Source organism: Streptomyces sp. NPDC033229, from assembly GCF_055576875.1.
The window spans coordinates 57,473-83,129 of record NZ_JBVIQR010000029.1; the positions used below are offsets into that span (position 1 = coordinate 57,473).

The window sequence follows — 25,657 nt, forward strand, 5'->3', positions numbered from 1 at the left end:
CGCTTGTCTGTGGTGGTGTCGGAGCCCCCCCCAACCCAACCCCTTCCGGCGCTTGAGGACGCGCCCGCAGGGCGCCCCGCCGCCGCAGGCGGCACACACAGCCCGCGGAGCGACCCGCGGCGAGCGGTAACGTGAGGCCGCGTGACCACACTGATCTGGATCGCGGCCGCTCTGGTCGTCATCGGCATCTATCTGAGCTGGACAGCCGGCCGGCTGGACCGGCTCCACAGCCGTATCGACGCCGCGCGGGCCGCGCTGGACGCCCAACTGCTGCGGCGGGCCTCGGTCGCCCAGGAGCTCGGTACCGCCTCCGTCCTCGACCCCGCCTCCTCCATCGTTCTCTACCAGGCCGCGCACGCCGCCCGGCAGGCCGAGGAGGAGCACCGCGAGGTCGCCGAGAGCGAGCTGAGCCAGGCGCTGCGCGCCGTCTTCGCCGAGGCACCGCAGGTCGAGGCCGTACGGCAGGCGCCGGGCGGTGAGGAGTCACTGCGGGAGCTGACGGAGGCCGTACGCCGGGTGCCGATGGCCCGGCGGTTCCACAACGACGCGGTGCGCGCCGCGCGGGCGGTGCGCAGGCACCGGGTGGTGCGCTGGTTCCGGCTCGCCGGGCACGCGCCGTTCCCGCTCGCCTTCGAGATGGACGACGAGCCTCCGGTGGCACTGGGGGACCGGGCGGGCCACTAAGAAGCCACCGGCCTCGGATTGGCCCTTTTTCCGCGGGCGCGGCGCTGGGTTGTATGAGGGTGCAGTATTGCCGCCGCCCTTGATAGTGAGGTCACCATCGTGTCCAGCACGACCACCAGCACGTCCGCCAACCCCGAGACCGGCACCGCGCGCGTCAAGCGCGGCATGGCCGAGCAGCTCAAGGGCGGCGTGATCATGGACGTCGTCAACGCCGAGCAGGCGAAGATCGCCGAGGACGCGGGCGCCGTCGCGGTCATGGCGCTGGAGCGGGTTCCGGCCGACATCCGCAAGGACGGCGGCGTGGCCCGGATGTCGGACCCGAACATGATCGAGGAGATCATCGGCGCCGTCTCCATCCCGGTCATGGCCAAGTCCCGCATCGGCCACTTCGTCGAGGCCCAGGTGCTGCAGTCCCTCGGCGTCGACTACATCGACGAGTCCGAGGTCCTCACCCCGGCCGACGAGATCAACCACAGCGACAAGTGGGCCTTCACCACCCCCTTCGTCTGCGGTGCCACCAACCTGGGCGAGGCCCTGCGCCGCATCGCCGAGGGCGCGGCCATGATCCGCTCCAAGGGCGAGGCCGGCACCGGCAACGTCGTTGAGGCCGTCCGCCACCTGCGCCAGATCAAGAACGAGATCGCCCGGCTGCGCGGCTACGACAACAACGAGCTGTTCGCCGCCGCCAAGGAGCTGCGCGCCCCGTACGAGCTGGTCAAGGAGGTCGCCGAGCTCGGCAAGCTCCCCGTGGTCCTGTTCTCCGCCGGTGGCGTCGCCACCCCCGCCGACGCCGCGCTGATGCGCCAGCTCGGTGCCGAGGGCGTCTTCGTCGGCTCGGGCATCTTCAAGTCCGGCGACCCGGCCAAGCGCGCCGCCGCCATCGTGAAGGCCACCACCTTCTTCGACGACCCGAAGGTCATCGCGGACGCCTCCCGCAACCTGGGCGAGGCCATGGTCGGCATCAACTGCGACACCCTCCCCGAGTCGGAGCGCTACGCCAACCGCGGCTGGTAGTCCCGTCGTCTTCCCCGTGTGGGCGGTCCCCTTCCGCGGGGCCGCCCACCGGCCGTAGAAAGTGTTTGAGAGGTACCACCGTGTCCACTCCCGTCATCGGCGTACTCGCTCTGCAGGGCGATGTCCGCGAACACCTCATCGCCCTCGCCGCGGCGGACGCCGTCGCCCGCCCGGTCCGCCGTCCCGAGGAGCTCGACGACCTCGACGGCCTGGTCATACCCGGCGGCGAGTCCACCACCATGTCCAAGCTCGCGGTCGCCTTCGGCATGCTGGAGCCGCTGCGCGAGCGGGTGAAGGCCGGGCTGCCGGTCTACGGCACCTGCGCCGGCATGATCATGGTCGCCGACAAGCTGCTGGACGGACGGGAGGACCAGGAGACCCTCGGCGGCATCGAGATGATCGTGCGCCGTAACGCGTTCGGGCGGCAGAACGAGTCCTTCGAGGCGGCCGTCGAGGTGGCCGGCATCGAGGGCGGACCGGTCGAGGGCGTCTTCATCCGCGCCCCGTGGGTGGAGTCGGTAGGCGCCCAGGTCGAGGTGCTCGCCCGGTACGACGGGCACACCGTCGCCGTGCGGCAGGGCAACGTCCTGGCCACGTCGTTCCACCCCGAGCTGACCGGCGACCACCGGGTGCACGCGCTGTTCGTCGAGATGGCCCGTCGATGCGTGGGTACGGTGGGCGCCACGACCTGAACCGATCCCGGTAGGATCTCAGTCGTTCGTTAAGAAATTGGTTACGCGAAGGAGACAGGCGGATGTCCGGCCACTCTAAATGGGCTACGACGAAGCACAAGAAGGCCGTGATCGACGCCAAGCGCGGCAAGCTCTTCGCGAAGATGATCAAGAACATCGAGGTGGCGGCCCGTACGGGCGGCGCCGACCCGGCCGGTAACCCGACGCTCTTCGACGCCATCCAGAAGGCCAAGAAGAGCTCGGTCCCCAACAAGAACATCGACAGTGCCGTCAAGCGCGGCGCGGGTCTCGAAGCCGGCGGCGCCGACTACCAGACCATCATGTACGAGGGCTACGGGCCGAACGGCGTCGCGGTGCTCATCGAGTGCCTCACCGACAACCGCAACCGCGCCGCCTCCGACGTGCGCGTCGCCATGACCCGCAACGGCGGTTCGATGGCCGACCCCGGCTCGGTGTCGTACCTCTTCAACCGCAAGGGCGTCATCATCGTCCCCAAGGGCGAGCTGAGCGAGGACGACGTCCTGGGCGCGGTCCTCGACGCGGGCGCCGAAGAGGTCAACGACCTCGGCGAGACCTTCGAGGTCGTCAGCGAGGCCACCGACATGGTCGCGGTCCGCACCGCCCTCGTCGACGCCGGCATCGACTACGACTCGGCCGACGCCAACTTCCTGCCGACCATGCAGGTCGAGCTGGACGAGGACGGCGCGCGCAAGATCTTCAAGCTCATCGACGCGCTGGAGGACAGCGACGACGTGCAGAACGTCTTCGCCAACTTCGACGTCTCCGACGAGGTCATGGCCAAGGTCGACGCCTGATCGCCGGCACCTGATTTCCGCGAACAGAGCACAACGGGCCGACGGACACACTCCGTCGGCCCGTCGCTTTGTCAGTGGCAGCCGATAGCCTGCACAAACAGGTGACCGAAGGGAGGGGCACGATGCGGGTATTGGGCGTGGACCCGGGGCTGACGCGCTGTGGCGTCGGCGTGGTGGACGGCGTCGCCGGCCGACCGCTGAGCATGATCGGCGTCGGTGTCGTGCGGACCCCGGCGGACACCGACATCGCCGAGCGGCTCGTCCTCGTCGAGCAGGGCATCGAGCAGTGGCTGGACGAGTTCCGGCCCGAATTCGTCGCCGTGGAGCGCGTGTTCAGCCAGCACAACGTCCGCACGGTCATGGGCACCGCCCAGGCCAGCGCCGTCGCCATGCTCTGTGCCGCCCGGCGCGGACTGCCCGTCGCCCTGCACACCCCCAGCGAGGTCAAGGCGGCCGTCACCGGCTCCGGCCGGGCCGACAAGGCACAGGTCGGCGCCATGGTCACCCGGCTGCTGCGGCTCGACGCGCCACCCAAGCCGGCCGACGCCGCCGACGCCCTGGCCCTGGCCATCTGTCACATCTGGCGGGCCCCGGCCACCAACCGCCTCCAGGAGGCGGTGGCCGCCCACCGCCGCACCACGCGTCTTCAGGACGCCTCCGTACGAGCCCTGAAGGGCAGCGCATGATCGCCTTCGTCTCCGGCCCCGTCGCGGCCCTCGCCCCGGACACCGCCGTCGTCGAGGTCGGCGGCATCGGCATGGCCGTCCAGTGCACCCCGAGCACCCTCGCCACGCTGCGCGTCGGCCAGCACGCCAAGCTCGCCACCACCCTGGTCGTCCGTGAGGAGTCGCTGACCCTCTACGGCTTCGCCGACGACGACGAGCGCCAGGTGTTCGAGCTGCTGCAGACGGCCAGCGGCGTCGGACCGCGCCTCGCCCAGGCCATGCTCGCCGTGCACCGCCCGGACGCCCTGCGGCGCGCCGTCGCCTCCGGTGACGAGAAGGCGCTCACCGCCGTCCCCGGCATCGGCAAGAAGGGTGCCCAGCGCCTGCTGCTCGAACTCAAGGACCGCCTCGGCGACCCCGTCGGCCCCGGCCAGGGTGTCGGCGCGCCCGTCACCTCCGGCTGGCGCGACCAGCTGCACGCCGCCCTGATCGGCCTCGGCTACGCCACGCGAGAGGCGGACGAAGCGGTGACGGCCGTCGCCCCCCAGGCCGAGGCCGTCCTCGCCGAAGGGGCCCAGCCCCAGGTGGGCCAGCTGCTGCGGGCGGCGCTCCAAAGCCTGAACCGGGCCCGCTGACGGACGGGGTTCACCCCTCGCGGGGTGTAGCCCCCCTCAGCAACCGGCGGCCCGACCGTGCCGCCCCGCACCATTACCGACCGTGAGGTTCAATCCGTGAACTGGGACGACGAGTCCGCCCCCGAGACAGACGGCCCGTACACCGCGGGTGACCGGCTGGTCGGGTCCCTCGCCGACGGTGAGGAGCAGGCCGTCGAGGCGGCCCTGCGCCCCAAGGATCTCGACGAATTCGTCGGGCAGGAGCGGGTCCGCGAGCAGCTCGACCTCGTGCTCCGCGCCGCCCGCCAGCGCAGCGCCACGGCCGACCACGTACTGCTCTCCGGCGCGCCCGGCCTCGGCAAGACCACCCTCTCGATGATCATCGCCGCCGAGATGGGTGCCCCCATCCGCATCACCTCCGGCCCCGCCATCCAGCACGCCGGCGACCTGGCCGCGATCCTGTCCTCCCTCACCGAGGGCGAGGTCCTCTTCCTCGACGAGATCCACCGCATGTCCCGGCCCGCCGAGGAGATGCTGTACATGGCGATGGAGGACTTCCGCGTCGACGTCATCGTCGGCAAGGGCCCCGGTGCCACCGCCATCCCGCTGGAGCTGCCGCCCTTCACCCTTGTCGGCGCCACCACCCGGGCCGGACTGCTGCCGCCCCCGCTGCGGGACCGCTTCGGCTTCACCGGGCACATGGAGTTCTACGCCCCGGCCGAGCTCCAGCGCGTCATCCACCGCTCGGCCCGTCTCCTGGACGTGGAGATAGAGAGCGACGGGGCCGCCGAGATCGCCGGCCGCTCCCGCGGCACCCCGCGCATCGCCAACCGGCTGCTGCGCCGCGTGCGCGACTACGCCCAGGTCAAGGCCGACGGCGTCGTCACACGCGAGATCGCAGCCCAGGCACTGAGCGTCTACGAGGTCGACGCCCGGGGGCTGGACCGGCTGGACCGCGCCGTGCTGACCGCCCTCCTGAAGCTCTTCGGCGGCGGACCCGTCGGCCTGTCCACCCTCGCCGTCGCCGTCGGCGAGGAGCGCGAGACGGTCGAGGAGGTCGCCGAGCCCTTCCTCGTCCGGGAGGGCCTGCTGGCCCGTACCCCCAGGGGCCGGGTCGCGACCCCGGCGGCCTGGGCACACCTCGGCATGGTGCCGCCCCAGCAGTCCGCGGGCGGCCCCGGCCAGCAGGGACTCTTCGGCGGGTGACGGCGCGGGGACTTCTCGCCCCAGGAACCCCGGTGCCATGCTGAGCGTTGTTCCTTAGGCGCGGACTCGCTTAGACTCCGCCGATGCCGTCCGTATCGGTACGGCATACCACCCCCGAAGACCAGGCCGCCCCCCGCGGTCGTGTGAAGGAAACCCCGCCCCGTGAATATCGTGACTCTCCTGCCGTTCATCGTGCTCATCGGGGCCATGTTCCTGATGACGCGATCGGCCAAGAACAAGCAGCGCCAGGCCGCGCAGATGCGCGACCAGATGCAGCCGGGCACCGGTGTGCGGACGATCGGCGGCATGTACGCGACCGTCAAGGAGATCAGCGAGGACTCCGTGCTCCTCGAGGTCGCCCCGGGCGTCCACGCGATCTACGCGAAGAACTCCATCGGCGCCGTCCTGGAGGACGCGGAGTACAACCGCATCGTCCACGGCATCGAGCCCGACGAGACCGAGGTCCCCGACGACGCCTCCTCGCTGACCGAGGGCGACGCCCCGGCCGACGAGAAGAAGATCGACCTCGGCAAGGAGGCCCCCGAGGCCCCGGCTGTGGCCGATAAGGCCGACAAGGCCGACGAATCGGGCGAGGCCTCGGCGAAGGACGCCAAGCAGGACATCAAGCGGGACGGCGACGCCGACGCCAAGTAACCCCTTCAAAGAACCGCGGAACACCCACCGAGCGGTGTGCCGCGGTTCTCTTACGGTCTAGGCTCCGGCGGGGGGCAAGTCCCCACAACACATCGTGGCCGTCCGGCGAACACCCGACGCCCGGCGGTTGGACAGGGAGAAACGACAAGGTGGCAGCACCGAAGAAGGGCCGCAGGTCCCCGGGCGGCCAGGGCAGGCCGGGCCGCGTCCTGGCCCTGATCCTGATCGCCATGGTGGCGCTCATCGGGGGCATGTTCGCCTCCGGCGACACCACGCCACGGTTGGGCATCGACCTCGCGGGCGGCACCAGCTTCACGCTGGAGGCCAAGAACGAGCCCGGCAAGCCCAACGCGATCAACAAGACCAACATGGACACCGCGGTCGGCATCATGGACCGGCGTGTCAACGGTCTGGGCGTCTCGGAATCCGAGGTGCAGACGCAGGGCGCGAAGCACATCATCGTGAACATCCCCAAGGGGACGAACGCGAAGCAGGCCCGTCAGCAGGTCGGTACCACCGCCAAGCTGGGCTTCCGCCCCGTCCTGACCTCGGCGCCCGGGGTCAAGTCCCCCGAGCCCAAGCCGAGTGCCTCGGTCGGCGACAAGGACAAGGCCAAGGGCGACAAGAGCAAGGACGACAAGACCAAGCCGTCCGGCTCGCCCGCCGCGTCCGCGAGCCCCCAGGGCCGCGCCGTCACCGACGCCCTCAAGGCCAACCCGGCGGTGGACCCGAGCGCGTCCGCCTCGGCCAAGGACGACAAGGCCAAGGACGACAAGACCGGGTCCGACAAGAAGAAGGACCCGAAGGCGCCCACGCCCACGCCGGTCCCGGGTGACGTCGCCGCGCTGCAGAAGCAGCTCGCGGCGCTCGACTGCTCCACCCCGGCCTCGCGCGCCAAGGCGAGCAAGGCGGCGTCCGCGGCCAAGTCCAGTGACCCCATCGTCGCCTGCAAGACCGACGGCTCCGCCAAGGAGATCCTCGGTCCGGTGGCCGTCGAGGGCACCGGCGTCGACAAGGCGTCTGCCGTCATCGACACCCAGCAGGGCAAGGGCTGGATCGTCCAGCTCAAGTTCACCAAGGACGGCGCCAAGAAGTTCGCCGACGTCACGGGCAAGCTGGCGACCCAGCAGCCCCCGCAGAACCAGTTCGCGATCGTCCTGGACGGCGAGGTCGTCTCCGACCCCTCGGTGACCAGCTCCATCGCGGGCGGCCAGGCGGAGATCTCCGGCGGCTTCACCCAGGCGAGCTCCCGGGACCTCGCCAACGTGCTGTCCTACGGCGCGCTGCCGCTGTCCTTCGACGTCGTCAACGAGACCACGGTCAGCCCCGCGCTCGGTGGTGAGCAGCTGCGCGCCGGTCTGATCGCCGGTGCCATCGGCCTCCTCCTCGTGATCATCTACCTGGTGGCGTACTACCGCGGACTGGCGCTCGTCGCCCTGGCCAGCCTCCTGGTCTCCGCGATCCTCACCTACACGATCATGGTGCTGCTCGGTATGGCCCTCGGCTTCGCGCTGAACCTGCCGGCCGTCTGCGGTGCCATCGTGGCGATCGGCATCACCGCCGACTCCTTCATCGTCTACTTCGAGCGGATCCGGGACGAGATCCGGGAGGGCCGGTCCCTGCGCCCGGCCGTCGAGCGTGGCTGGCCGCGTGCCCGTCGCACCATCCTGGTCTCGGACTTCGTGTCCTTCCTCGCCGCCGCGGTGCTCTTCATCGTCACCGTCGGCAAGGTGCAGGGCTTCGCGTTCACGCTCGGTCTGACCACGCTCCTCGACGTCGTGGTGGTCTTCTTCTTCACCAAGCCGCTCATGACGATCCTCGCGCGCCGCAAGTTCTTCGCCAGCGGCCACCCGTGGTCCGGCCTGGACCCCAAGCGTCTCGGCGTCAAGCCGCCGCTGCGGGCCTCCCGCCGCCCCGCCGCCCCCGTCGACCCCAAGGAGGCGTGAGATGTCGAAACTCGGAAACCTGGGCGCCCGGCTCTACCGCGGCGAGGTCGGCTACGACTTCGTCGGCAAGCGGATGATCTGGTACGGCATCTCGATCCTCATCACCATCACGGCCATCGTCGGTCTGTCGGTGCGCGGCCTGAACATGGGCATCGAGTTCTCCGGCGGCGCGGTCTTCAACACCCCGAAGACCTCCGTCTCGGCCACCGAGGCCCAGCACGCCGTGGAGGAGACCTCCGGTCACACCGCGATCGTGCAGAAGCTCGGTGACAGCACGCTGCGCATCCAGGTCAGCGAGCTGACGCCCGAGCAGTCGCGGACGGCGCAGGAGGCGCTGTCCAAGAAGCTCGACGTCCCGCTCGACAAGATCAACACCGATATCGTCGGCCCCAGCTGGGGTGAGCAGATCGCCAACAAGGCCTGGCAGGGTCTCGCGATCTTCATGATCCTGGTGGTGATCTACCTCGCGATCGCCTTCGAGTGGCGCATGGCGCTCGCCGCCCTGGTCGCCCTGATCCACGACCTCACCATCACCGTCGGTGTGTACGCACTGGTCGGCTTCGAGGTCACCCCGGGCACCGTGATCGGTCTGCTGACCATCCTCGGTTACTCCCTCTACGACACCGTCGTCGTCTTCGACGGTCTCAAGGAGGGCGCGAAGGACATCACCAAGCAGACCCGCTGGACGTACAGCGAGATCGCCAACCGCAGCCTCAACTCGACCCTGGTGCGCTCGATCAACACCACGGTCGTGGCGCTGCTGCCGGTCGCCGGTCTGCTCTTCATCGGCGGCGGCTTCCTCGGCGCCGGCATGCTCAACGACATCTCGCTCGCCCTGTTCGTCGGCCTCGCGGCCGGCGCGTACTCCTCGATCTTCATCGCCACCCCGCTGGTCGCCGACCTCAAGGAGCGCGAACCGCAGATGAAGGCCCTGGCCAAGCGGGTACGCGCGAAGCGCGCCGCCGCGGCCGCCAAGGGCGAGTCGGGCACGGAGCAGCCGCAGGACGCGGTGGACGAGCAGGATGGCGAGGCCGACGACGACACGGCCGCGGCCGGTGTCGTCGGCCCGCGCCGCCAGTCGGCGGGCCGGGGCGGCCGCGACGGCCGCGGTGGCCGCGGCCGTCCGTCGGGGAAGCGCCGATGAGCGCGGCGGTCACCGGCGGGGCCGATGCGGAGCTGCGTGAGCTGCTCCTCGACCGGATCCACGACGTGCCGGACTACCCGAAGCCGGGCGTGATGTTCAAGGACATCACCCCGCTGCTCGCCGACGCCAAGGCGTTCGGCGCGCTGACCGACGCCCTCGTCGAGCTGTGCGAGCGGTACGACGCGGACAAGGTCGTGGGCCTGGAGGCCCGTGGCTTCATCCTCGCCGCCCCGGTCGCCGTCCGCGCCGGGCTCGGCTTCGTGCCCGTCCGCAAGGCGGGCAAGCTGCCCGGCGCGACGCTGTCCCAGGCCTACGACCTGGAGTACGGCACCGCCGAGATCGAGATCCACGCCGACGCGCTGAGCAGCGGCGACCGGGTGCTGGTCATCGATGACGTGCTGGCCACCGGCGGTACGGCCGAGGCGTCGCTGCGGCTCATCCGCCGTGCCGGCGCGGAGGTGGCCGGTGTGGCCGTCCTGATGGAGCTCGGGTTCCTCGACGGCCGGCAGCGGCTGGCGGGCGCCCTCGAGGGCGCCCCGCTGGAGGCACTGATCACGGTCTGATCCGTACCGACGTCATGGATCCGCGCAAACCGGTCCATGGCGGCGGTGCGAGCCCGGAAATCGGGCACGCGAGGCCACGAGGCGGGCATCGGGGAGAACCCGGTGCCCGCCTCGCGCGTCTCTTCGGGTGCCCGGCCGACGGGAGCGATCCGGCCGGGATCGATACCATGGCAGTCCGGACCTGATCGGGGGGCCGGACCCCGCATGAGGAGTGCTCTTGCCAGACAAGGCCCAGCCGCTCACCGCCGCACAGTCGGACAAGTCGTCTCCCGAGGCCGCGGCGGCCAAGGGCACGCCCGAGGGCCGCCCCCAGAGCGGCGCGCCCGAGTCCGGCTCCACGGCCGCTGGACAGAGCGCGGCCCAGCCGAACACCCCGGCGGCCGAACCGCGTCACGAGGCCGCCTCCCGCCCCGAGGCGCCCACCCCGGCCGCACGGCCGCGCGCCTCCGGCGACAAGCCGGCCACCGTCGCCGGCGCCGGCCCGGTCCGGCCCGCGCCCCCGCAGGGCCCCACGCCCCGCCCCGGCTCCTCCAGCCGTGTCCGGGCCCGCCTCGCCCGCCTCGGCGTCCAGCGCTCCAGCCCGTACAACCCCGTCCTCGAACCGTTGCTGCGCATCGTCCGGGGCAACGACCCCAAGGCCGACGTCACCACCCTGCGCCAGATCGAGCGTGCCTACCAGGTCGCCGAGCGCTGGCACCGCGGCCAGAAGCGCAAGAGCGGCGACCCGTACATCACCCACCCCCTGGCCGTCACCACGATCCTCGCCGAGCTGGGCATGGACCCGGCCACCTTGATGGCGGGGCTGCTGCACGACACCGTCGAGGACACCGAGTACGGCCTGGACGATCTGCGCCGCGACTTCGGCGACCAGGTGGCCCTCCTCGTCGACGGCGTCACCAAGCTCGACCGGGTCCAGTTCGGTGAGGCCGCGCAGGCCGAGACCGTGCGCAAGATGGTCGTCGCCATGGCCAAGGACCCGCGCGTCCTGGTCATCAAGCTCGCCGACCGTCTGCACAACATGCGCACCATGCGCTACCTCAAGCGGGAGAAGCAGGAGAAGAAGGCCCGCGAGACCCTGGAGATCTACGCCCCGCTGGCACACCGGCTGGGCATGAACACCATCAAGTGGGAGCTGGAGGACCTCGCCTTCGCGATCCTCTACCCCAAGATGTACGACGAGATCGTCCGCCTCGTCGCCGAGCGGGCCCCCAAGCGCGACGAATACCTGGCCGTCGTCACCGACGAGGTCCAGGCCGATCTGCGCGCCGCCCGCATCAAGGCCACCGTCACCGGCCGCCCGAAGCACTACTACAGCGTGTACCAGAAGATGATCGTGCGAGGCCGTGACTTCGCCGAGATCTACGACCTGGTGGGCATCCGCGTCCTCGTCGACACCGTCCGCGACTGCTACGCGGCGCTCGGCACCGTCCACGCCCGGTGGAACCCGGTCCCGGGGCGGTTCAAGGACTACATCGCGATGCCCAAGTTCAACATGTACCAGTCGCTGCACACGACGGTCATAGGGCCCAGCGGAAAGCCCGTCGAGCTGCAGATCCGCACCTTCGACATGCACCGCCGCGCCGAGTACGGCATCGCCGCGCACTGGAAGTACAAGCAGGAGGCCGTCGCCGGAGCGTCCAAGATCCGCACGGACGTCCCCAAGAACGCCGGCAAGAACCAGGACACCGTCAACGACATGGCCTGGCTGCGGCAGTTGCTCGACTGGCAGAAGGAGACGGAGGACCCGGGCGAGTTCCTGGAGTCCCTGCGTTTCGACCTCTCGCGCAACGAGGTCTTCGTCTTCACGCCCAAGGGCGACGTCATAGCGCTCCCGGCCGGCGCCACACCGGTCGACTTCGCCTACGCCGTGCACACCGAGGTCGGCCACCGCACGATAGGCGCCCGGGTCAACGGACGGCTCGTGCCGCTCGAATCGACCCTGGACAACGGCGACCTGGTGGAGGTCTTCACCTCCAAGGCACCGGGCGCCGCGCCCTCGCGCGACTGGCTCGGCTTCGTCAAGTCACCCCGCGCCCGCAACAAGATCCGCGCCTGGTTCTCCAAGGAGCGCCGCGACGAGGCCATCGAGCAGGGCAAGGACGCCATCGCGCGGGCCATGCGCAAGCAGAACCTGCCGATCCAGCGGATCCTGACCGGCGACTCGCTCGTCACCCTCGCGCACGAGATGCGCTACCCCGACATCTCCTCGCTCTACGCGGCCATCGGCGAGGGTCACGTCGCGGCGCAGGGCGTCGTGCAGAAGCTCGTCCAGGCCCTCGGCGGCGAGGACGCGGCGACCGAGGACATCGAGGAGTCCGCGCCGATCCGCGGCCGCTCCAAGCGCCGCTCCAGCGCCGATCCGGGCGTGGTCGTCAAGGGCGTCGACGACGTCTGGGTCAAGCTGGCCCGCTGCTGCACCCCGGTGCCGGGCGACCCGATCATCGGCTTCGTCACCCGGGGCAACGGCATCTCGGTCCACCGCGCCGACTGCGTCAACGTCGACTCGCTCTCGCAGCAGCCCGAGCGGATCCTCGAGGTCGAGTGGGCGCCCACCCAGTCCTCGGTCTTCCTGGTCGCCATCCAGGTGGAGGCGCTGGACCGGTCCCGGCTGCTGTCGGACGTCACCCGGGTGCTGTCCGACCAGCACGTCAACATCCTCTCCGCCGCCGTGCAGACCTCCCGTGACCGGGTCGCCACCTCGCGCTTCACCTTCGAGATGGGAGACCCCAAGCACCTGGGCCACGTCCTGAAGGCGGTGCGCGGCGTCGAGGGCGTCTACGACGTCTACCGCGTCACCTCGGCCCGCAGGCCGTGACACGGGCATGAGTAAGGGGCTCCGGCAATTGCCGGAGCCCCTTACTCATGCGAGAAAACGATCAGCCGCCGAACTCCTCCAGGCCCTTCAGGGCCTGGTCCAGCAGCGCCTTGCGGCCCTGGAGCTCCTTGGTGAGCTTGTCCGCCTTGGCGTCATTGCCCGCGGCCCGCGCCTTGTCGGCCTGCTCCTGGAGCTTGTCGACCGCGGCCTGGAGCTGACCCGTCAGACCGGCCGCACGGGCCCGCGCCTCCGGGTTCGTCCGCCGCCACTCGGCCTCCTCGGCCTCCTGGATGGCGCGCTCGACCGCGTGCATCCGGCCCTCGATCTTCGGCCGGGCGTCCCGCGGCACATGACCGATGGCCTCCCAGCGCTCGTTGATCGAGCGGAAGGCGGCCCGCGCCGCCTTCAGGTCCGCGACCGGCAGCAGCTTCTCGGCCTCCGCGACCAGCTCCTCCTTGCGCGTGAGGTTGCCCGCCTGCTCGGCGTCGCGCTCGGCGAACACCCCGCTGCGCGCCTGGAAGAAGACATCCTGCGCACCGCGGAAGCGGGTCCACAGGTCGTCCTCGGACTCGCGCTGCGCGCGGCCCGCGGCCTTCCAGTCCGCCATCAGCTCGCGGTAGCGCGCGGCCGTCGGGCCCCAGTCCGTGGACCCGGAGAGTGCCTCGGCCTCGGCGACCAGCTTCTCCTTGGTCTTACGGGCCTCCTCGCGCTGCGCGTCCAGCGACGCGAAGTGCGCCTTGCGCCGCTTGGAGAACGCCGAGCGGGCGTGCGAGAAGCGGTGCCACAGCTCGTCGTCCGCCTTGCGGTCCAGCCGCGGCAGGCCCTTCCAGATGTCGACCAGGGCGCGCAGCCGCTCGCCCGCCGACCGCCACTGCTCGCTCGCCGCCAGCTCCTCGGCCTCGGCGACCAGCTTCTCCTTGGCCGTACGGGCCTCGTCGGACTGCTTCGCCTTCGCCGCCTTGCGCTCCTCGCGGCGGGACTCGACGACGCCGACGAGCTTGTCGAGCCGCTCCCGCAGCGCCTGCAGATCGCCGACCGCGTGGTGCTCGTCGACCTGCGTCCGCAGGTGGTCGATCGCGGTCATCGCGTCCTTGGCGGACAGGTCGGTGGTCCTGACCCGGCGCTCGAGGAGGCCGATCTCGACGACCAGGCCCTCGTACTTGCGCTCGAAGTAGGCGAGGGCCTCCTCGGGAGACCCCGCCTGCCACGAACCGACGACCTGCTCGCCGTCGGCGGTACGCACGTACACAGTCCCCGTCTCATCGACGCGGCCCCATGGGTCGCTGCTCACAGCGCCTCCTCCACATGATGCCGGGGCCGGCGTGCGACCCGCGGGCATCGTCCACAGTTTGTTCCGGCAGGGCCGCGCCCTGGCCGGTCCGACGGCTTGTCATTGGGGTGCGGGTCGCCGTCGGATCAGGCACCCTACACAACGCAAACATAGGCGACCGGTGGCCTGGCTGTCCGTATCCGCGCGACCGGAATTTCACCCGCGCGGACACCGCCGGTCGCCCGGTCGTCAGGATTTCCTGACGACCGCCTTGTTGATCACCACGGTCGCGTTCGGGGCACCGTCGCCGGCGCCCGACTGCTCGCCCGCGGCGGCGATCTTCTTGAGGACCTTCATGCCGTCGGCGCCGATCGTGCCGAAGGGCGTGTACGTCGGCGGCAGCTGGCTGTCCTGGTAGACGAGGAAGAACTGGCTGCCCCCGCTGCCGGGCTGACCCGTGTTGGCCATGGCGACCGTGCCCGCCGGATAGACGTTCCCCTTGAGCCTGGGGTCCTTCAGATTCTCGTCGGGGATGTTGTAGCCCGGGTTGCCCTGGCCGGTGCCCTTCGGGTCGCCGCACTGCAGGACGTAGATCCCGCCGGTGGTGAGCCGGTGGCACTTGGTGTGGTCGAAGTAGCCCTTGCCGGCCAGGAAGTCGAAGGAGTTGACGGTGTGCGGGGCGTTCTTCGCGTCGAGCTTGATGTCGACGGTGCCGCAGGTCGTCTTCAGGTCCATCGCGTACGAGGCCGACTTGTCGACGGTCAGCTCCGGCTCCTTCTTCCACGTCGCCGTCGCGGGAACCCCCGGCTCGGCCTTCGCGCAGGGGTCCGGCTTCTTCGCCGGCGGCGAGTCCGGCGCCGCGGCGTCCGTCTTGTCCTTCTTGTCGTCGCCGGAGAGCGCGCCCGTGGCGAACGCGGTGGCCCCGGCGGCCAGGACCACCGCGAGACCCGCGGCGATCACCGCGTTGCGGCGGACCACCTTGCGCCGGGCCGCCTCGCGGCGCTCCTGCTGCCGTTCGAACTTCTCCCGGGCGAGCTGCCGCCGCCGCTGCTCGTTCGTGACCACCGGGCGTCTCCTCGTGTGCCGACTGTGTGCCGTCTGTATGCCGTCTTGTTTGTGTCTGAGCCGCGTGTTGCGCGCGTGCCCGTACCGTATACGGGTTCGCCCCGGCGGGAGTGCCGCCGGTAGGCTCTTCACCAGCCGGGAACCCCCGCCCGGGGGCTCCCGCCGACGCCACTGCCGGCTACCGCTGGTCGATCATTAAGGACGAATGTGCTCATTGCCGGGTTCCCCGCCGGGGCCTGGGGGACCAATTGCTACCTGGTCGCCCCTGCCGCAGGCGAGGAGTGCGTGATCATCGACCCGGGCCACCAGGCGGCCCAGGGCGTCGAGGACGCACTCAAGAAGCATCGGCTCAAGCCCGTCGCCGTCGTCCTCACCCACGGCCATATCGACCACGTCGCCTCGGTCGTCCCGGTGTGCGGCGCCCATGACGTCCCGGCCTGGATCCACCCCGCCGACCGCTACATGATGAGCGACCCGGAGAAGGCCCTCGGCCGCGCCTTCGGGCAGCAGCTCATGGGCGAGCTCACCGTGGGCGAGCCGGACGACGTCAAGGAGCTGACCGACGGCGCCCGGCTGGACCTCGCGGGGATGGAGTTCACCGTCGCGCACGCGCCCGGCCATACCAAGGGGTCGGTGACCTTCAGGATGCCCGAGACCGCCGAGATCCCCTCGGTGTTCTTCTCGGGCGACCTGTTGTTCGCCGGCTCCATCGGACGCACCGACCTGCCCGGTGGCGACCACACCGAGATGCTCCAGTCGCTGGCCCGTGTGTGCCTGCCCCTGGACGACTCGACCGTGGTGCTGTCCGGCCACGGCCCCCAGACCAGCATCGGCCGCGAGCGCGCCACCAACCCGTACCTGCGGGAACTGCAAGCCACCGCCGGCGACGCGCGACGCGGCTTCGGAGGCGGCGCTACCGCCCCTCCGCGACGAGGAATGTGACGATTTTTCCGTGAGCACCTTCAAGGCCCCCAAGGGCACCTACGATCTGACCCCGCCGGACTCCGCGGTCTACCTCGCCGTGCGCGAGGCCATCGCCGCGCCGCTCAAGCGCTCGGGGTACGGCTACATCGAGACCCCCGGCTTCGAGCAGGTCGAGCTGTTCTCCCGCGGCGTCGGCGAGTCCACCGACATCGTGACCAAGGAGATGTACACCCTCACCACGCGCGGCGGCGACGAACTCGCGCTGCGCCCCGAGGGCACCGCCTCCGTGCTGCGCGCGGCGCTGGAGGCCAATCTGCACAAGGCCGGCAACCTGCCCGTCAAGCTCTGGTACTCCGGCTCGTACTACCGCTACGAGCGCCCGCAGGCCGGCCGCTACCGCCACTTCTCGCAGGTCGGCGCCGAGGCCATCGGTGCGGAGGACCCGGCGCTGGACGCCGAGCTGATCATCCTGGCCGTCGACGCCTACAAGTCGCTCGGCCTGAAGAACTTCCGGCTGCTGCTGAACTCGCTCGGTGACAAGGAGTGCCGCCCCGCCTACCGCGAGGCCCTCCAGGAGTTCCTGCGCGGCCTCGACCTCGATGAGGACACCCGCCGCCGGATCGAGATCAACCCGCTTCGCGTCCTCGACGACAAGCGCGAGGCCGTCCAGAAGCAGCTGGTCGGCGCGCCCATGCTCCGCGACCACCTGTGCGAGGCCTGCAAGGCCTACCACGAGGAGGTGCGCGCAGCTCTGACCGCGGCCGGCGTCGCCTTCGAGGACGACGAGAAGCTCGTGCGCGGTCTGGACTACTACACCCGCACCACCTTCGAGTTCGTCCACGGCGGGCTCGGCTCGCAGTCCGCGGTCGGCGGCGGCGGGCGCTACGACGGCCTGTCCGAGATGATCGGCGGCCCCGCGCTGCCGTCCGTCGGCTGGGCGCTGGGCGTGGACCGTACGGTGCTCGCGCTGGCGGCCGAGGGCATCGAGCTCGAACTGCCCTCCGCGACCGAGGTCTTCGCCGTGCCGCTCGGCGAGGAGGCACGTCGGGTGCTGTTCGGTCTCGTGACCGAGCTGCGCCGGGCGGGCGTCGCCACCGACTTCGCCTTCGGTGGCAAGGGCCTGAAGAACGCGATGAAGTCCGCCAACCGCTCCGGCGCCCGCTTCGCGCTCGTCGCGGGCGAGCGGGACCTGGCCGAGGGCGTGGTCCAGCTCAAGGACCTGGGGAGCGGTGAGCAGAAGGCCGTCGCACTCGACGCCGTCGTGGCCGAACTGCGGGCCGCGCAGGGCTGATTACCAGGGCGTTGGTGCAGAATGGGCGGCAACGACCGACTGATGGGACCAACGGCGCTATGACCACTTCGGCTCTTGACCGCTCCGACCTCGACGGCGACGAGCGGGACGGCCCCGCCCCGGGCCCGGTGGGCGGCGGGCGCGGCTTCGCCCTGCTCCTGGTGATCACCGGTGCGCTGGGGCTGCTCGCGGCCTGGGTCATCACGCTCGACAAGAACAAGATCCTCGAGGCCAAGGCCGAGGGGAAGACGTTCACCCCCGGGTGCAGCCTCAACCCCATCGTCTCCTGCGGCAACATCATGGAGAGCGACCAGGCCTCGGTGTTCGGGTTCCCGAACCCGATGCTGGGCCTGGTCGCCTACGGCGCGATCATCGCGATCGGGCTGGCCCTCCTCGCCGGCGCCCGCTACCGCCGCTGGTACTGGCTGGGCATGCAGGCCGGCACGCTCTTCGGCGTCGCCTTCTGCACCTGGCTGCAGTACCAGTCGCTGTACGTGATCGGCTCCCTGTGCCTGTGGTGCTGCCTCGCCTGGGTCGCGACCATCGTCATGTTCTGGTATGTGACCGTGCAGAACCTCCGGCACGGCTTCATCCCGGCCCCGGCGGGGCTCAAGCGCGCGCTGCTGGAGTTCCACTGGGTGGTGCCCGTCCTGTGGGTCGGGATCATCGGAATGCTGATCCTCACCAAGTGGTGGTGGTTCTGGACCGGCGGCACGGCGTAGCGGGCCGCCTGCGCCGCGAGCGCCCTGCGCCCGGGTACGGGCTGGTTATGGCTGAGCTCAGCCATAACCAGCCCGTCCGGCGTTTGAGGAAACCGCCGCGCAGCGGTGGTGCGGGCGACACGGGGCCTGCGGCGCCCCCCCGCGCACATGATCCGCCGGACAGGCCCCGGCTTTGTCAGTGCTGTGCCATAGGGTTTCGAGCGTGGAACCCGACCTGTTCACCGCAGCCGCAGAGGACCGCCAGGAGAAAGACCCGGCGAGCAGCCCGCTGGCCGTCCGCATGCGCCCCCGTACCCTCGACGAAGTCGTCGGCCAGGGCCATCTCCTCAAGCAGGGCTCACCGCTGCGCCGACTGGTGGGGGAGGGGAGCGGAGGCCCCGCCGGGCCGTCCTCGGTGATCCTCTGGGGCCCGCCCGGCATCGGCAAGACGACGCTGGCCTATGTCGTCAGCCAGGCGACCAACAAGCGCTTCGTCGAGCTGTCGGCGATCACCGCCGGGGTGAAGGAGGTGCGGGCCGTCATCGACGGCGCCCGCCGCGCCTCGGGCGGGTACGGCAAGGACACCGTCCTCTTCCTCGACGAGATCCACCGCTTCAGCAAGGCGCAGCAGGACTCCCTGCTGCCCGCCGTCGAGAACCGCTGGGTCACCCTCATCGCGGCCACGACGGAGAACCCCTACTTCTCGATCATCTCCCCGCTGCTCTCGCGCTCCCTGCTGCTGACGCTCCAGGCGCTCACCGACGACGACCTGCGGGGTCTGCTGCATCGCGCCCTCACCGACGAGCGCGGGCTCGGCGGCGCGGTGACCCTGTCCGAGGACGCGGAGGGCCATCTGCTGCGGATCGCCGGAGGTGACGCCCGGCGTGCTCTGACGGCCCTGGAGGCGGGGGCCGGGTCGGCCATCGCCAAGGGCGAGAGCGAGATCTCCCTGGAGACGCTGGAGGACGCCGTCGACCGGGCGGCGGTGAAGTACGACCGCGCCGGCGACCAGCACTACGACGTGGCCAGCGCGCTCATCAAGTCCATCCGCGGCTCGGACGTGGACGCCACGCTGCACTATCTCGCCCGCATGATCGAGGCCGGGGAGGACCCGAGGTTCATCGCCCGGCGGCTGATGATCTCGGCGAGCGAGGACATCGGCCTGGCGGACCCCACGGCCCTGCAGACGGCGGTCGCGGGCGCCCAGGCCGTCGCGCTGATCGGCTTCCCCGAGGCGCGGATCGTGCTGGGGCAGGTGGCCGTGGCGCTCGCCCTCGCCCCGAAGTCCAACGCGGCGTATCTCGCGATCGACGCGGCCCTCGCGGATGTGCGGGCGGGGCTCGCCGGGCCCGTGCCCCCGCATCTGCGGGACGGGCACTACAAGGGCGCCGAGAAGCTCGGTCACGCGCAGGGCTATCTCTACCCCCACGACCTGCCCGGCGGTATCGCCGCCCAGCAGTACGCACCGGACGCGATCCACGGCAAGCGGTACTACGAGCCGACGCGCTACGGCGCCGAGGCGCGCTACGCGGACGTGGTGGAGCGGGTGCGGTCCCGGCTGCGCGGCGAGCAGCCGCCGGCCGCGGAGCAGTAGCCGGGCGGCCGGGGCGGGGTTCCCCCGTCCGGGTGGTCCCCGGCCGTCACTCCGCCGCGGCCTCGAAGAGGGTGTGCATCGCCCGGCGCAGTTCGGTGATGTCGCGTACGGGCTCGGGGAATTCGAAGCGGGCGTCGAAGGACCGGTCGGCCGGGCTGCCGCCGATCCCCGCCCGGGTGAAGCGCACCCGCAGGCCGAAGCGGTCCAGGGCGACCGGCACGGCGGCCGCACCGTTCTCCCGCGCGGCACGGCCGCCGGTGTCCTCGGCCCCGGCGCACCCGTCGCGTTCGCCGAGGAGGCCCCACAGGCCCCGCACCTGGTCGCCGTGGGCGGAGTGCAGATGCTGCAGGAGTTCCACCTCGTGGTCCACGAGCGGGTCGGCGGAGGAGCGGGCGAAGTCCTCCGGCTCGACGCCCGAGGCGCCCCACAGGTCGTCGACGCACACCTCGCCGACCTCCAGCCGCAGCAGCATCCGGCCGGGTTCGGTCACTCCGGGGCAGGACGTGAGCCAGCCGGAGATCCACGCCCGGCCGCGGATACGGTTGGGTACGGAGACCGGCGCGACGTCGGTGAGCTCCAGCACGGCGGCCAGCTCGTCGTCCTGCGCGTGGGTGGCGGCGCGTACGGCCGGTGAGTCGGCGGGGAAGACCAGGAACAGCTCCCCGTCCGGGCCGACGCTGCGCGCCTCGGGCATCAGCTGGTCCGCGCGGGCCGCCTCCATGCCGGGAATCAGCAGTACCGCGGAGCATGTACTCTGTACGAGAGTTCGTGTGCGCTCGGCTGCTGACGGCATCCGTGCGATTTCAAGCCCGCTGGGACGCGGCTGACCATGATCTGATCGGACCTCCGTCGTATCGATGCCCTGCGCGGCGTCGACGCTGTCTGTGCTGTCCGTGTGCGTGGTTTTCCCCGGGCGAGACATGCGATCTCCTTGAGTAAGGTGAGCCTAACCTAACCTACAACGGAGGTCTGGAGAACGTGCCTAACCAGTCGCGTCCCAAGGTCAAGAAGTCTCGTGCGCTCGGCATCGCGCTGACGCCGAAGGCCGTCAAGTACTTCGAGGCCCGCCCCTACCCGCCGGGCGAGCACGGCCGTGGCCGCAAGCAGAACTCGGACTACAAGGTCCGTCTGCTCGAGAAGCAGCGTCTGCGCGCCCAGTACGACATCAGCGAGCGCCAGATGGCCCGCGCCTACGACCGCGCCAAGAAGGCCGAAGGCAAGACGGGCGAGGCCCTGGTCATCGAGCTCGAGCGCCGCCTCGACGCGCTGGTCCTGCGTTCGGGCATCGCCCGCACCATCTACCAGGCCCGCCAGATGGTCGTCCACGGCCACATCGAGGTCAACGGTGGCAAGGTCGACAAGCCGTCCTTCCGCGTCCGTCCCGACGACGTCGTGATGGTCCGCGAGCGCAGCCGCGCCAAGCACCCCTTCCAGGTCGCCATGGCCGGTGGCTACGACACCGACGGTGAGACCCCGCGCTACCTGCAGGTCAACCTGCCGGCGCTGGCCTTCCGCCTGGACCGTGAGCCGAACCGCAAGGAGATCCCGGTGATCTGCGACGAGCAGCTCGTCGTCGAGTACTACGCCCGCTGACCCGGACGTCTCACTCTCCTTTCGCTCAGCCCGCTTCCTCCCCGGCCCTCGTGGCCGGGGAGGAAGCGGGCTGGTGCGTTTCCGGGGCCGGGTGCCGCCGCGAGCCCGGCACCGCGCCCGCCCGTCCGCCGTGCGCGCCCCGCAGCGCCCGTGCCACCGCCGCGTCCGGATCGAGCCGCGCGCCCTCGCTCAGGGGATGCCGTCCAGGCGCCGGCACGGCTCGGCCGCAGTGACCGGCTCGCCCGCCCCGGCGGGAAAGCCCGGCCGGACCGCCGTGGCCCGGTCCTCGAACAGCGTGACGGCATCGGCCCCGCCGCCCATCGGCGACAGCGGGAAGACCTGCTCGCCCGCGACGCCCAGCGACCGCCGCCCCGCCACCAGCACGCGCAGCCCCGGTGCCGCGCGCAGCAGCGCGTGCGCGAGCCGGGCGCACTCCCGGGCGACGTGCTCGACCCGTCCGGCACCAGCAGCAACCGGCGGTCCGCGAGCTGCTCCAGCAGACACGCGCGCGGCGGACGGCCGGTGTGATCGGTGAGCCCGAGGGCGGCGGCGACCGCGTGATCCAGCAGCGCCGGGTCGGTCAGCGCCGAGAGCCGGGCCAGCCGGGAGCGCCCCAAGTGCGCGGTCAGGGCGTCGAGTTCACGGACACGGCCGATGAAGCGGCTCGGATCGGCGGGCAGATTGCCCGGTGGCCGGGCCGGTGCGGCGCCGTCCTCGGACGACGGGCCGGGAAACGGGGAGCCGGAGAGCGGTGCCATGGCACACAGAGCGCACTGACGGGAGTGCGGACCGTAAACTCTGCCTGGTGAACCGCCCGATCACGGCCGTAATGCGGTACGGGCCCCGACGCCCGGCGCGATAAGGTCGGTACCCGACGTTTGACGATCGGCGACGACCACAGCCGACCAGTGACGAGCAGCTCGACAGACCAGCTCGACGACCAGCTAAGGAGCGGTGCAACGTGTCCGGTGGAGAGGTGGCCGGGATCCTCGTGGCCGTCTTCTGGGCGATCCTCGTGTCCTTCATCGCCCTGGTGCTGGTCCGGCTCGCGCAGACGCTGAAGGCGACCACGAAGCTGGTGGCCGAGGTCAGTGAGCAGGCCGTGCCGCTTCTGGCCGACGCCTCCGCGACCGTGCGCTCCGCGAACACCCAGCTCGCCCGCGTCGACTCGATCGCCGCGGACGTCCAGGAGGTCACGGCGAACGCCTCGGCGCTCTCCTCGACCGTCTCCTCCGCCTTCGGCGGACCGCTGGTCAAGGTCGCCGCGTTCGGCTACGGCGTGCGCCGCGCGATCGGCCGCAAGGCGGAGCCCGCGCCGAAGGCCACCGTTTTCGTCGGCAGGACCGCACAGGATCTGCCGTCCGCAAGGCGCGGCAGCCGCCGTACCCGTGGGAAGGGTTGACCCCGGAAATGTTTCGCCGCACGTTCTGGTTCACGACCGGTGTAGCAGCCGGTGTCTGGGCCACCACCAAGGTCAACCGCAAGTTGAGCAAGCTCACCCCGGAGAGCCTGGCCCTGCAGGCCGCGGACCGCGCGGTCATCGCCGGCCGCCGCGTCAAGCTCTTCGCGCTGGACGTCCGCGACGGCATGGCCGATCGCGAGGCGGCGCTCAAGGACGCGCTGGGCCTCGGCCCGGTGGCGGAGCCCGAGCGCCGGGAGCTGCCCGAGCAGCGCCGGCTGGTCGCCCTCGACCAGCACCACCCCTACAACTCGATCACCCGGAAAGAGGACCACTGATGGAGTCGGCTGAAATCCGCCGCCGCTGGCTGCGCTTCTTCGAGGAGCGCGGGCACACCGTCGTGCCGTCGGCGTCGCTCATCGCGGACGACCCGACCCTGCTGCTGGTCCCTGCGGGCATGGTGCCCTTCAAGCCGTACTTCCTCGGCGAGGTCAAGCCGCCCTTCCCGCGCGCCACCAGCGTGCAGAAGTGCGTCCGCACCCCGGACATCGAAGAGGTCGGCAAGACCACCCGGCACGGCACGTTCTTCCAGATGTGCGGCAACTTCTCCTTCGGGGACTACTTCAAGGAAGGCGCCATCAAGTACGCCTGGGAGCTGCTCACCAGCTCCGTGGCGGACGGCGGCTACGGCCTGGAGCCCGAGAAGCTCTGGATCACCGTCTACGAGCAGGACGACGAGGCCGAGCGCATCTGGCGTGACGTGATCGGCGTGCCGGCCGAGCGCATCCAGCGCCTGGGTATGGGCCCCAACTACTGGTCCATGGGCGTCCCCGGCCCGTGCGGCCCGTGCTCCGAGATCAACTACGACCGCGGCCCCGAGTTCGGCGTCGAGGGCGGCCCGGCCGTCAACGACGAGCGGTACGTGGAGATCTGGAACCTGGTCTTCATGCAGTACGAGCGCGGCGCCGGCGAGGGCAAGGAGGACTTCCCGATCCTCGGCGAGCTGCCCAGCAAGAACATCGACACCGGTCTCGGCCTCGAGCGCCTGGCGATGATCCTGCAGGGCGTGCAGAACATGTACGAGACCGACACCCTGCGCGTCGTCATGGACAAGGCCACCGAGCTGACCGGCGTCCGCTACGGCGCCGCCCACGGCACCGACGTGTCGCTGCGTGTGGTCGCCGACCACATGCGCACCTCCGTCATGCTCATCGGCGACGGCGTCACCCCCGGCAACGAGGGCCGTGGCTACGTCCTGCGCCGCATCATGCGCCGCGCCGTCCGCAACATGCGCCTGCTCGGCGCCACCGGCCCGGTCGTCGCCGAGCTGGTCGACGTCGTGCTCACGACGATGGGCGAGCAGTACCCGGAGCTCCTCACCGACCGCAAGCGCATCGAGACCGTCGCCCTCGCCGAGGAGGCCGCGTTCCTCAAGGCCCTCAAGGGCGGCACCAACATCCTCGACTCCGCCGTCACCGAGACCAAGGCCGCCGGCGGCACGGTCCTCGCCGGTGACAAGGCGTTCCTGCTGCACGACACGTGGGGCTTCCCCATCGACCTCACCCTGGAGATGGCCGCCGAGCAGGGGCTGTCCGTGGACGAGGACGGCTTCCGCCGCCTGATGAAGGAGCAGCGGGAGCGGGCCAAGGCCGACGCCAAGGCCAAGAAGACCGGCCACGCCGACGTCTCCGCCTACCGCGCGGTCGCCGACACCGCCGGCTCCACCGTCTTCACCGGCTACACCGACACCGAGGGCGAGTCCACCGTCGTCGGTCTGCTGGTCGACGGCGTGCCGTCGCCGGCCGCCCAGGAGGGCGACGAGGTCGAGGTCGTCCTCGACCGCACCCCCTTCTACGCCGAGGGCGGCGGCCAGCTCGCCGACCAGGGCCGGATCCGGCTCGACACCGGTGCCGTCGTGGAGATCCGCGACGTCCAGCAGCCGGTGCCCGGCGTCAGCGTCCACAAGGGCGTCGTCCAGGTCGGCGAGGTCACGGTCGGCTCGTCCGTGTACGCCCAGATCGATGTGCGGCGCCGCCGGGCCATCGCCCGCGCCCACAGCGCCACCCACCTCACCCACCAGGCGCTGCGCGACGCCCTCGGCCCGACGGCCGCCCAGGCCGGTTCGGAGAACTCGCCCGGTCGCTTCCGCTTCGACTTCGGCTCCCCGGCCGCCGTGCCGGGCACCGTCCTCACGGACGTGGAGCAGCGGATCAACGAGGTCCTCTCCCGTGAGCTCGACGTGCACGCCGAGGTCATGAGCATGGAGGACGCCAAGAAGCAGGGCGCCATCGCCGAGTTCGGCGAGAAGTACGGCGACCGGGTGCGCGTCGTGACCATCGGCGACTTCTCCAAGGAGCTGTGCGGCGGCACGCACGTGCACAACACCGCCCAGCTCGGTCTGGTGAAGCTGCTCGGCGAGTCCTCCATCGGCTCCGGTGTGCGCCGTGTCGAGGCTCTCGTCGGCGTGGACGCCTACCACTTCCTCGCCCGTGAGCACACGGTCGTCTCCCAGCTGACGGACCTGGTCAAGGGCCGTCCGGAGGAGCTGCCGGAGAAGATCTCCGGGATGCTCGCCAAGCTGAAGGACGCGGAGAAGGAGATCGAGCGGTTCCGCGCCGAGAAGGTGCTCCAGGCGGCCGCCGGTCTCGCCGAGGGTGCCAAGGACGTCCGGGGCGTGGCGCTGGCCGTCGGCCGGGTGCCGGACGGCACGGGCGCTGACGACCTGCGCAAGCTCGTCCTCGACGTCCGGGGCCGGATCCAGGGCGGCCGGGCCGCCGTGGTCGCGCTGTTCACCGTGGTGAACGGCCGCCCGCTGACCGTGATCGCCACCAACGAGGCCGCGCGCGAGCGTGGGCTCAAGGCCGGTGACCTGGTGCGTACGGCCGCCAAGACGCTCGGTGGCGGAGGCGGCGGCAAGCCGGACGTCGCCCAGGGCGGCGGCCAGAACGCCGACGCTCTCGACGAGGCCATGGCCGCCGTCGAGCGCCTCGTCGCCGAGGCGGCCTGAT

24 protein-coding genes are annotated in these 25,657 nt (G+C 71.0%); 20 read left to right on the plus strand and 4 right to left on the minus strand.

The features are described 5' to 3' along the window. Window positions 1-141 precede the first annotated feature (141 nt). The 12 genes from ACZ53N_RS24380 (at window position 142) to ACZ53N_RS24435 (ending at window position 12,812) form a co-directional block, all read left to right on the plus strand. Window positions 142-684 (plus strand): LemA family protein, encoded by a 543-nt coding sequence (locus tag ACZ53N_RS24380; protein ID WP_469142920.1) that lies wholly within the window; start codon window positions 142-144, stop codon window positions 682-684. Between the two features lie 99 nt (window positions 685-783). Continuing rightward, entirely contained in the window at window positions 784-1,698 is a 915-nt protein-coding gene (gene pdxS / locus ACZ53N_RS24385) for a pyridoxal 5'-phosphate synthase lyase subunit PdxS (RefSeq protein WP_130876891.1), read from the plus strand. Window positions 1,699-1,778: 80 nt separating this feature from the next. Then, window positions 1,779-2,390: a pyridoxal 5'-phosphate synthase glutaminase subunit PdxT gene (pdxT, locus tag ACZ53N_RS24390; protein ID WP_469142921.1), complete on the plus strand. Its 612-nt coding sequence runs from the start codon at window positions 1,779-1,781 to the stop codon at window positions 2,388-2,390. A 62-nt stretch (window positions 2,391-2,452) separates the two neighbouring features. Next, window positions 2,453-3,205, plus strand: a complete 753-nt coding sequence (locus tag ACZ53N_RS24395) for a YebC/PmpR family DNA-binding transcriptional regulator (protein WP_130876889.1) — start codon at window positions 2,453-2,455, stop codon at window positions 3,203-3,205. 122 nt (window positions 3,206-3,327) lie between these two features. Next, on the plus strand, window positions 3,328-3,891 hold the full coding sequence (gene ruvC, locus ACZ53N_RS24400; RefSeq protein WP_469142922.1) for a crossover junction endodeoxyribonuclease RuvC: 564 nt from the start codon (window positions 3,328-3,330) through the stop codon (window positions 3,889-3,891). Further along, entirely contained in the window at window positions 3,888-4,505 is a 618-nt protein-coding gene (gene ruvA, locus ACZ53N_RS24405; protein WP_469142923.1) for a Holliday junction branch migration protein RuvA, read from the plus strand. Before ruvC ends, ruvA begins: the two co-directional genes overlap by 4 nt. Window positions 4,506-4,601: 96 nt before the next feature. After that, on the plus strand, window positions 4,602-5,690 hold the full coding sequence (gene ruvB / locus ACZ53N_RS24410) for a Holliday junction branch migration DNA helicase RuvB (RefSeq protein ID WP_469142924.1): 1,089 nt from the start codon (window positions 4,602-4,604) through the stop codon (window positions 5,688-5,690). Between the two features lie 162 nt (window positions 5,691-5,852). Beyond that, complete coding sequence (gene yajC, locus ACZ53N_RS24415) at window positions 5,853-6,344, plus strand: preprotein translocase subunit YajC (RefSeq protein WP_469142925.1); 492 nt, start codon at window positions 5,853-5,855, stop codon at window positions 6,342-6,344. Between the two features lie 149 nt (window positions 6,345-6,493). Next, window positions 6,494-8,290: a protein translocase subunit SecD gene (gene secD / locus ACZ53N_RS24420; RefSeq protein ID WP_469142926.1), complete on the plus strand. Its 1,797-nt coding sequence runs from the start codon at window positions 6,494-6,496 to the stop codon at window positions 8,288-8,290. Window position 8,291: 1 nt separating this feature from the next. Continuing rightward, the gene (secF, locus tag ACZ53N_RS24425; protein WP_469142927.1) at window positions 8,292-9,434 is read left to right on the plus strand and encodes a protein translocase subunit SecF; all 1,143 of its coding nucleotides are present in this window, start codon (window positions 8,292-8,294) and stop codon (window positions 9,432-9,434) included. Next, window positions 9,431-9,997 carry an adenine phosphoribosyltransferase gene (locus ACZ53N_RS24430; protein ID WP_469142928.1) on the plus strand — a complete coding sequence of 189 codons (567 nt, stop codon included), beginning with the start codon at window positions 9,431-9,433 and terminating at the stop codon, window positions 9,995-9,997. The genes secF and ACZ53N_RS24430 overlap by 4 nt, the downstream gene beginning before the upstream one ends. Window positions 9,998-10,214: 217 nt before the next feature. After that, window positions 10,215-12,812 (plus strand): RelA/SpoT family protein, encoded by a 2,598-nt coding sequence (locus tag ACZ53N_RS24435; RefSeq protein WP_469142929.1) that lies wholly within the window; start codon window positions 10,215-10,217, stop codon window positions 12,810-12,812. Window positions 12,813-12,873: 61 nt separating this feature from the next. Here the strand turns inward: ACZ53N_RS24435 and ACZ53N_RS24440 are convergent, their stop codons facing one another. Together ACZ53N_RS24440 and ACZ53N_RS24445 are read right to left on the minus strand one after the other, a co-directional pair. Further along, entirely contained in the window at window positions 12,874-14,103 is a 1,230-nt protein-coding gene (locus ACZ53N_RS24440) for a DUF349 domain-containing protein (protein ID WP_469142930.1), read from the minus strand. Window positions 14,104-14,331: 228 nt separating this feature from the next. Further along, entirely contained in the window at window positions 14,332-15,147 is an 816-nt protein-coding gene (locus ACZ53N_RS24445) for a peptidylprolyl isomerase (RefSeq protein WP_469142931.1), read from the minus strand. A 207-nt stretch (window positions 15,148-15,354) separates the two neighbouring features. Between ACZ53N_RS24445 and ACZ53N_RS24450 the strand changes: the two genes are divergently transcribed. From ACZ53N_RS24450 to ACZ53N_RS24465, 4 genes are all read left to right on the plus strand, one after another. Then, window positions 15,355-16,089 (plus strand): MBL fold metallo-hydrolase, encoded by a 735-nt coding sequence (locus ACZ53N_RS24450; protein ID WP_418098569.1) that lies wholly within the window; start codon window positions 15,355-15,357, stop codon window positions 16,087-16,089. 10 nt (window positions 16,090-16,099) lie between these two features. Then, on the plus strand, window positions 16,100-17,362 hold the full coding sequence (hisS, locus tag ACZ53N_RS24455; RefSeq protein ID WP_469142932.1) for a histidine--tRNA ligase: 1,263 nt from the start codon (window positions 16,100-16,102) through the stop codon (window positions 17,360-17,362). A gap of 59 nt (window positions 17,363-17,421) precedes the next feature. After that, complete coding sequence (locus ACZ53N_RS24460) at window positions 17,422-18,084, plus strand: vitamin K epoxide reductase family protein (RefSeq protein ID WP_356452519.1); 663 nt, start codon at window positions 17,422-17,424, stop codon at window positions 18,082-18,084. A 202-nt stretch (window positions 18,085-18,286) separates the two neighbouring features. Further along, a complete protein-coding gene (locus tag ACZ53N_RS24465) occupies window positions 18,287-19,657 on the plus strand; it encodes a replication-associated recombination protein A (protein ID WP_469142933.1) in 1,371 nt (456 codons plus the stop codon). Window positions 19,658-19,703: 46 nt separating this feature from the next. On the opposite strand, the gene ACZ53N_RS24470 is transcribed toward ACZ53N_RS24465, so the two are convergent. After that, window positions 19,704-20,450 carry a DUF2470 domain-containing protein gene (locus ACZ53N_RS24470; RefSeq protein ID WP_469142934.1) on the minus strand — a complete coding sequence of 249 codons (747 nt, stop codon included), beginning with the start codon at window positions 20,448-20,450 and terminating at the stop codon, window positions 19,704-19,706. A gap of 185 nt (window positions 20,451-20,635) precedes the next feature. On the opposite strand from ACZ53N_RS24470, the gene rpsD reads away from it, so the two are divergent. Then, window positions 20,636-21,250, plus strand: a complete 615-nt coding sequence (gene rpsD, locus ACZ53N_RS24475) for a 30S ribosomal protein S4 (protein ID WP_130876873.1) — start codon at window positions 20,636-20,638, stop codon at window positions 21,248-21,250. Between the two features lie 189 nt (window positions 21,251-21,439). Here rpsD and ACZ53N_RS24480 read toward each other — a convergent pair whose 3' ends face one another. Continuing rightward, window positions 21,440-21,754 (minus strand): hypothetical protein, encoded by a 315-nt coding sequence (locus tag ACZ53N_RS24480; RefSeq protein ID WP_469142935.1) that lies wholly within the window; start codon window positions 21,752-21,754, stop codon window positions 21,440-21,442. A gap of 457 nt (window positions 21,755-22,211) precedes the next feature. Between ACZ53N_RS24480 and ACZ53N_RS24485 the strand changes: the two genes are divergently transcribed. Genes ACZ53N_RS24485 through alaS form a run of 3 tightly spaced genes read left to right on the plus strand, consistent with a single transcriptional unit; the run spans window position 22,212 to window position 25,656 of the window. Beyond that, window positions 22,212-22,652, plus strand: a complete 441-nt coding sequence (locus ACZ53N_RS24485; RefSeq protein ID WP_165451501.1) for a DUF948 domain-containing protein — start codon at window positions 22,212-22,214, stop codon at window positions 22,650-22,652. An 8-nt stretch (window positions 22,653-22,660) separates the two neighbouring features. Further along, window positions 22,661-22,987, plus strand: coding sequence for a DUF6167 family protein (locus ACZ53N_RS24490; protein WP_362214136.1), 327 nt, complete (start codon window positions 22,661-22,663; stop codon window positions 22,985-22,987). Beyond that, complete coding sequence (gene alaS / locus ACZ53N_RS24495; protein WP_469142936.1) at window positions 22,987-25,656, plus strand: alanine--tRNA ligase; 2,670 nt, start codon at window positions 22,987-22,989, stop codon at window positions 25,654-25,656. The genes ACZ53N_RS24490 and alaS overlap by 1 nt, the downstream gene beginning before the upstream one ends. The last annotated feature ends 1 nt before the right edge of the window (window position 25,657 follow it).

Excerpts from the sequence above, each read along its gene's own strand:
- ACZ53N_RS24470 (WP_469142934.1), bottom strand. The coding sequence starts at position 20,450 with ATGCCGTCAGCAGCCGAGCGCACACGAACTCTCGTACAGAGTACATGC.
- ACZ53N_RS24395 (WP_130876889.1), top strand. The coding sequence starts at position 2,453 with ATGTCCGGCCACTCTAAATGGGCTACGACGAAGCACAAGAAGGCCGTG.
- alaS (WP_469142936.1), top strand. The coding sequence starts at position 22,987 with ATGGAGTCGGCTGAAATCCGCCGCCGCTGGCTGCGCTTCTTCGAGGAG.
- ACZ53N_RS24460 (WP_356452519.1), top strand. The coding sequence starts at position 17,422 with ATGACCACTTCGGCTCTTGACCGCTCCGACCTCGACGGCGACGAGCGG.
- ruvC (WP_469142922.1), top strand. The coding sequence starts at position 3,328 with ATGCGGGTATTGGGCGTGGACCCGGGGCTGACGCGCTGTGGCGTCGGC.
- ACZ53N_RS24490 (WP_362214136.1), top strand. The coding sequence starts at position 22,661 with ATGTTTCGCCGCACGTTCTGGTTCACGACCGGTGTAGCAGCCGGTGTC.
- ACZ53N_RS24430 (WP_469142928.1), top strand. The coding sequence starts at position 9,431 with ATGAGCGCGGCGGTCACCGGCGGGGCCGATGCGGAGCTGCGTGAGCTG.
- ruvA (WP_469142923.1), top strand. The coding sequence starts at position 3,888 with ATGATCGCCTTCGTCTCCGGCCCCGTCGCGGCCCTCGCCCCGGACACC.
- secF (WP_469142927.1), top strand. The coding sequence starts at position 8,292 with ATGTCGAAACTCGGAAACCTGGGCGCCCGGCTCTACCGCGGCGAGGTC.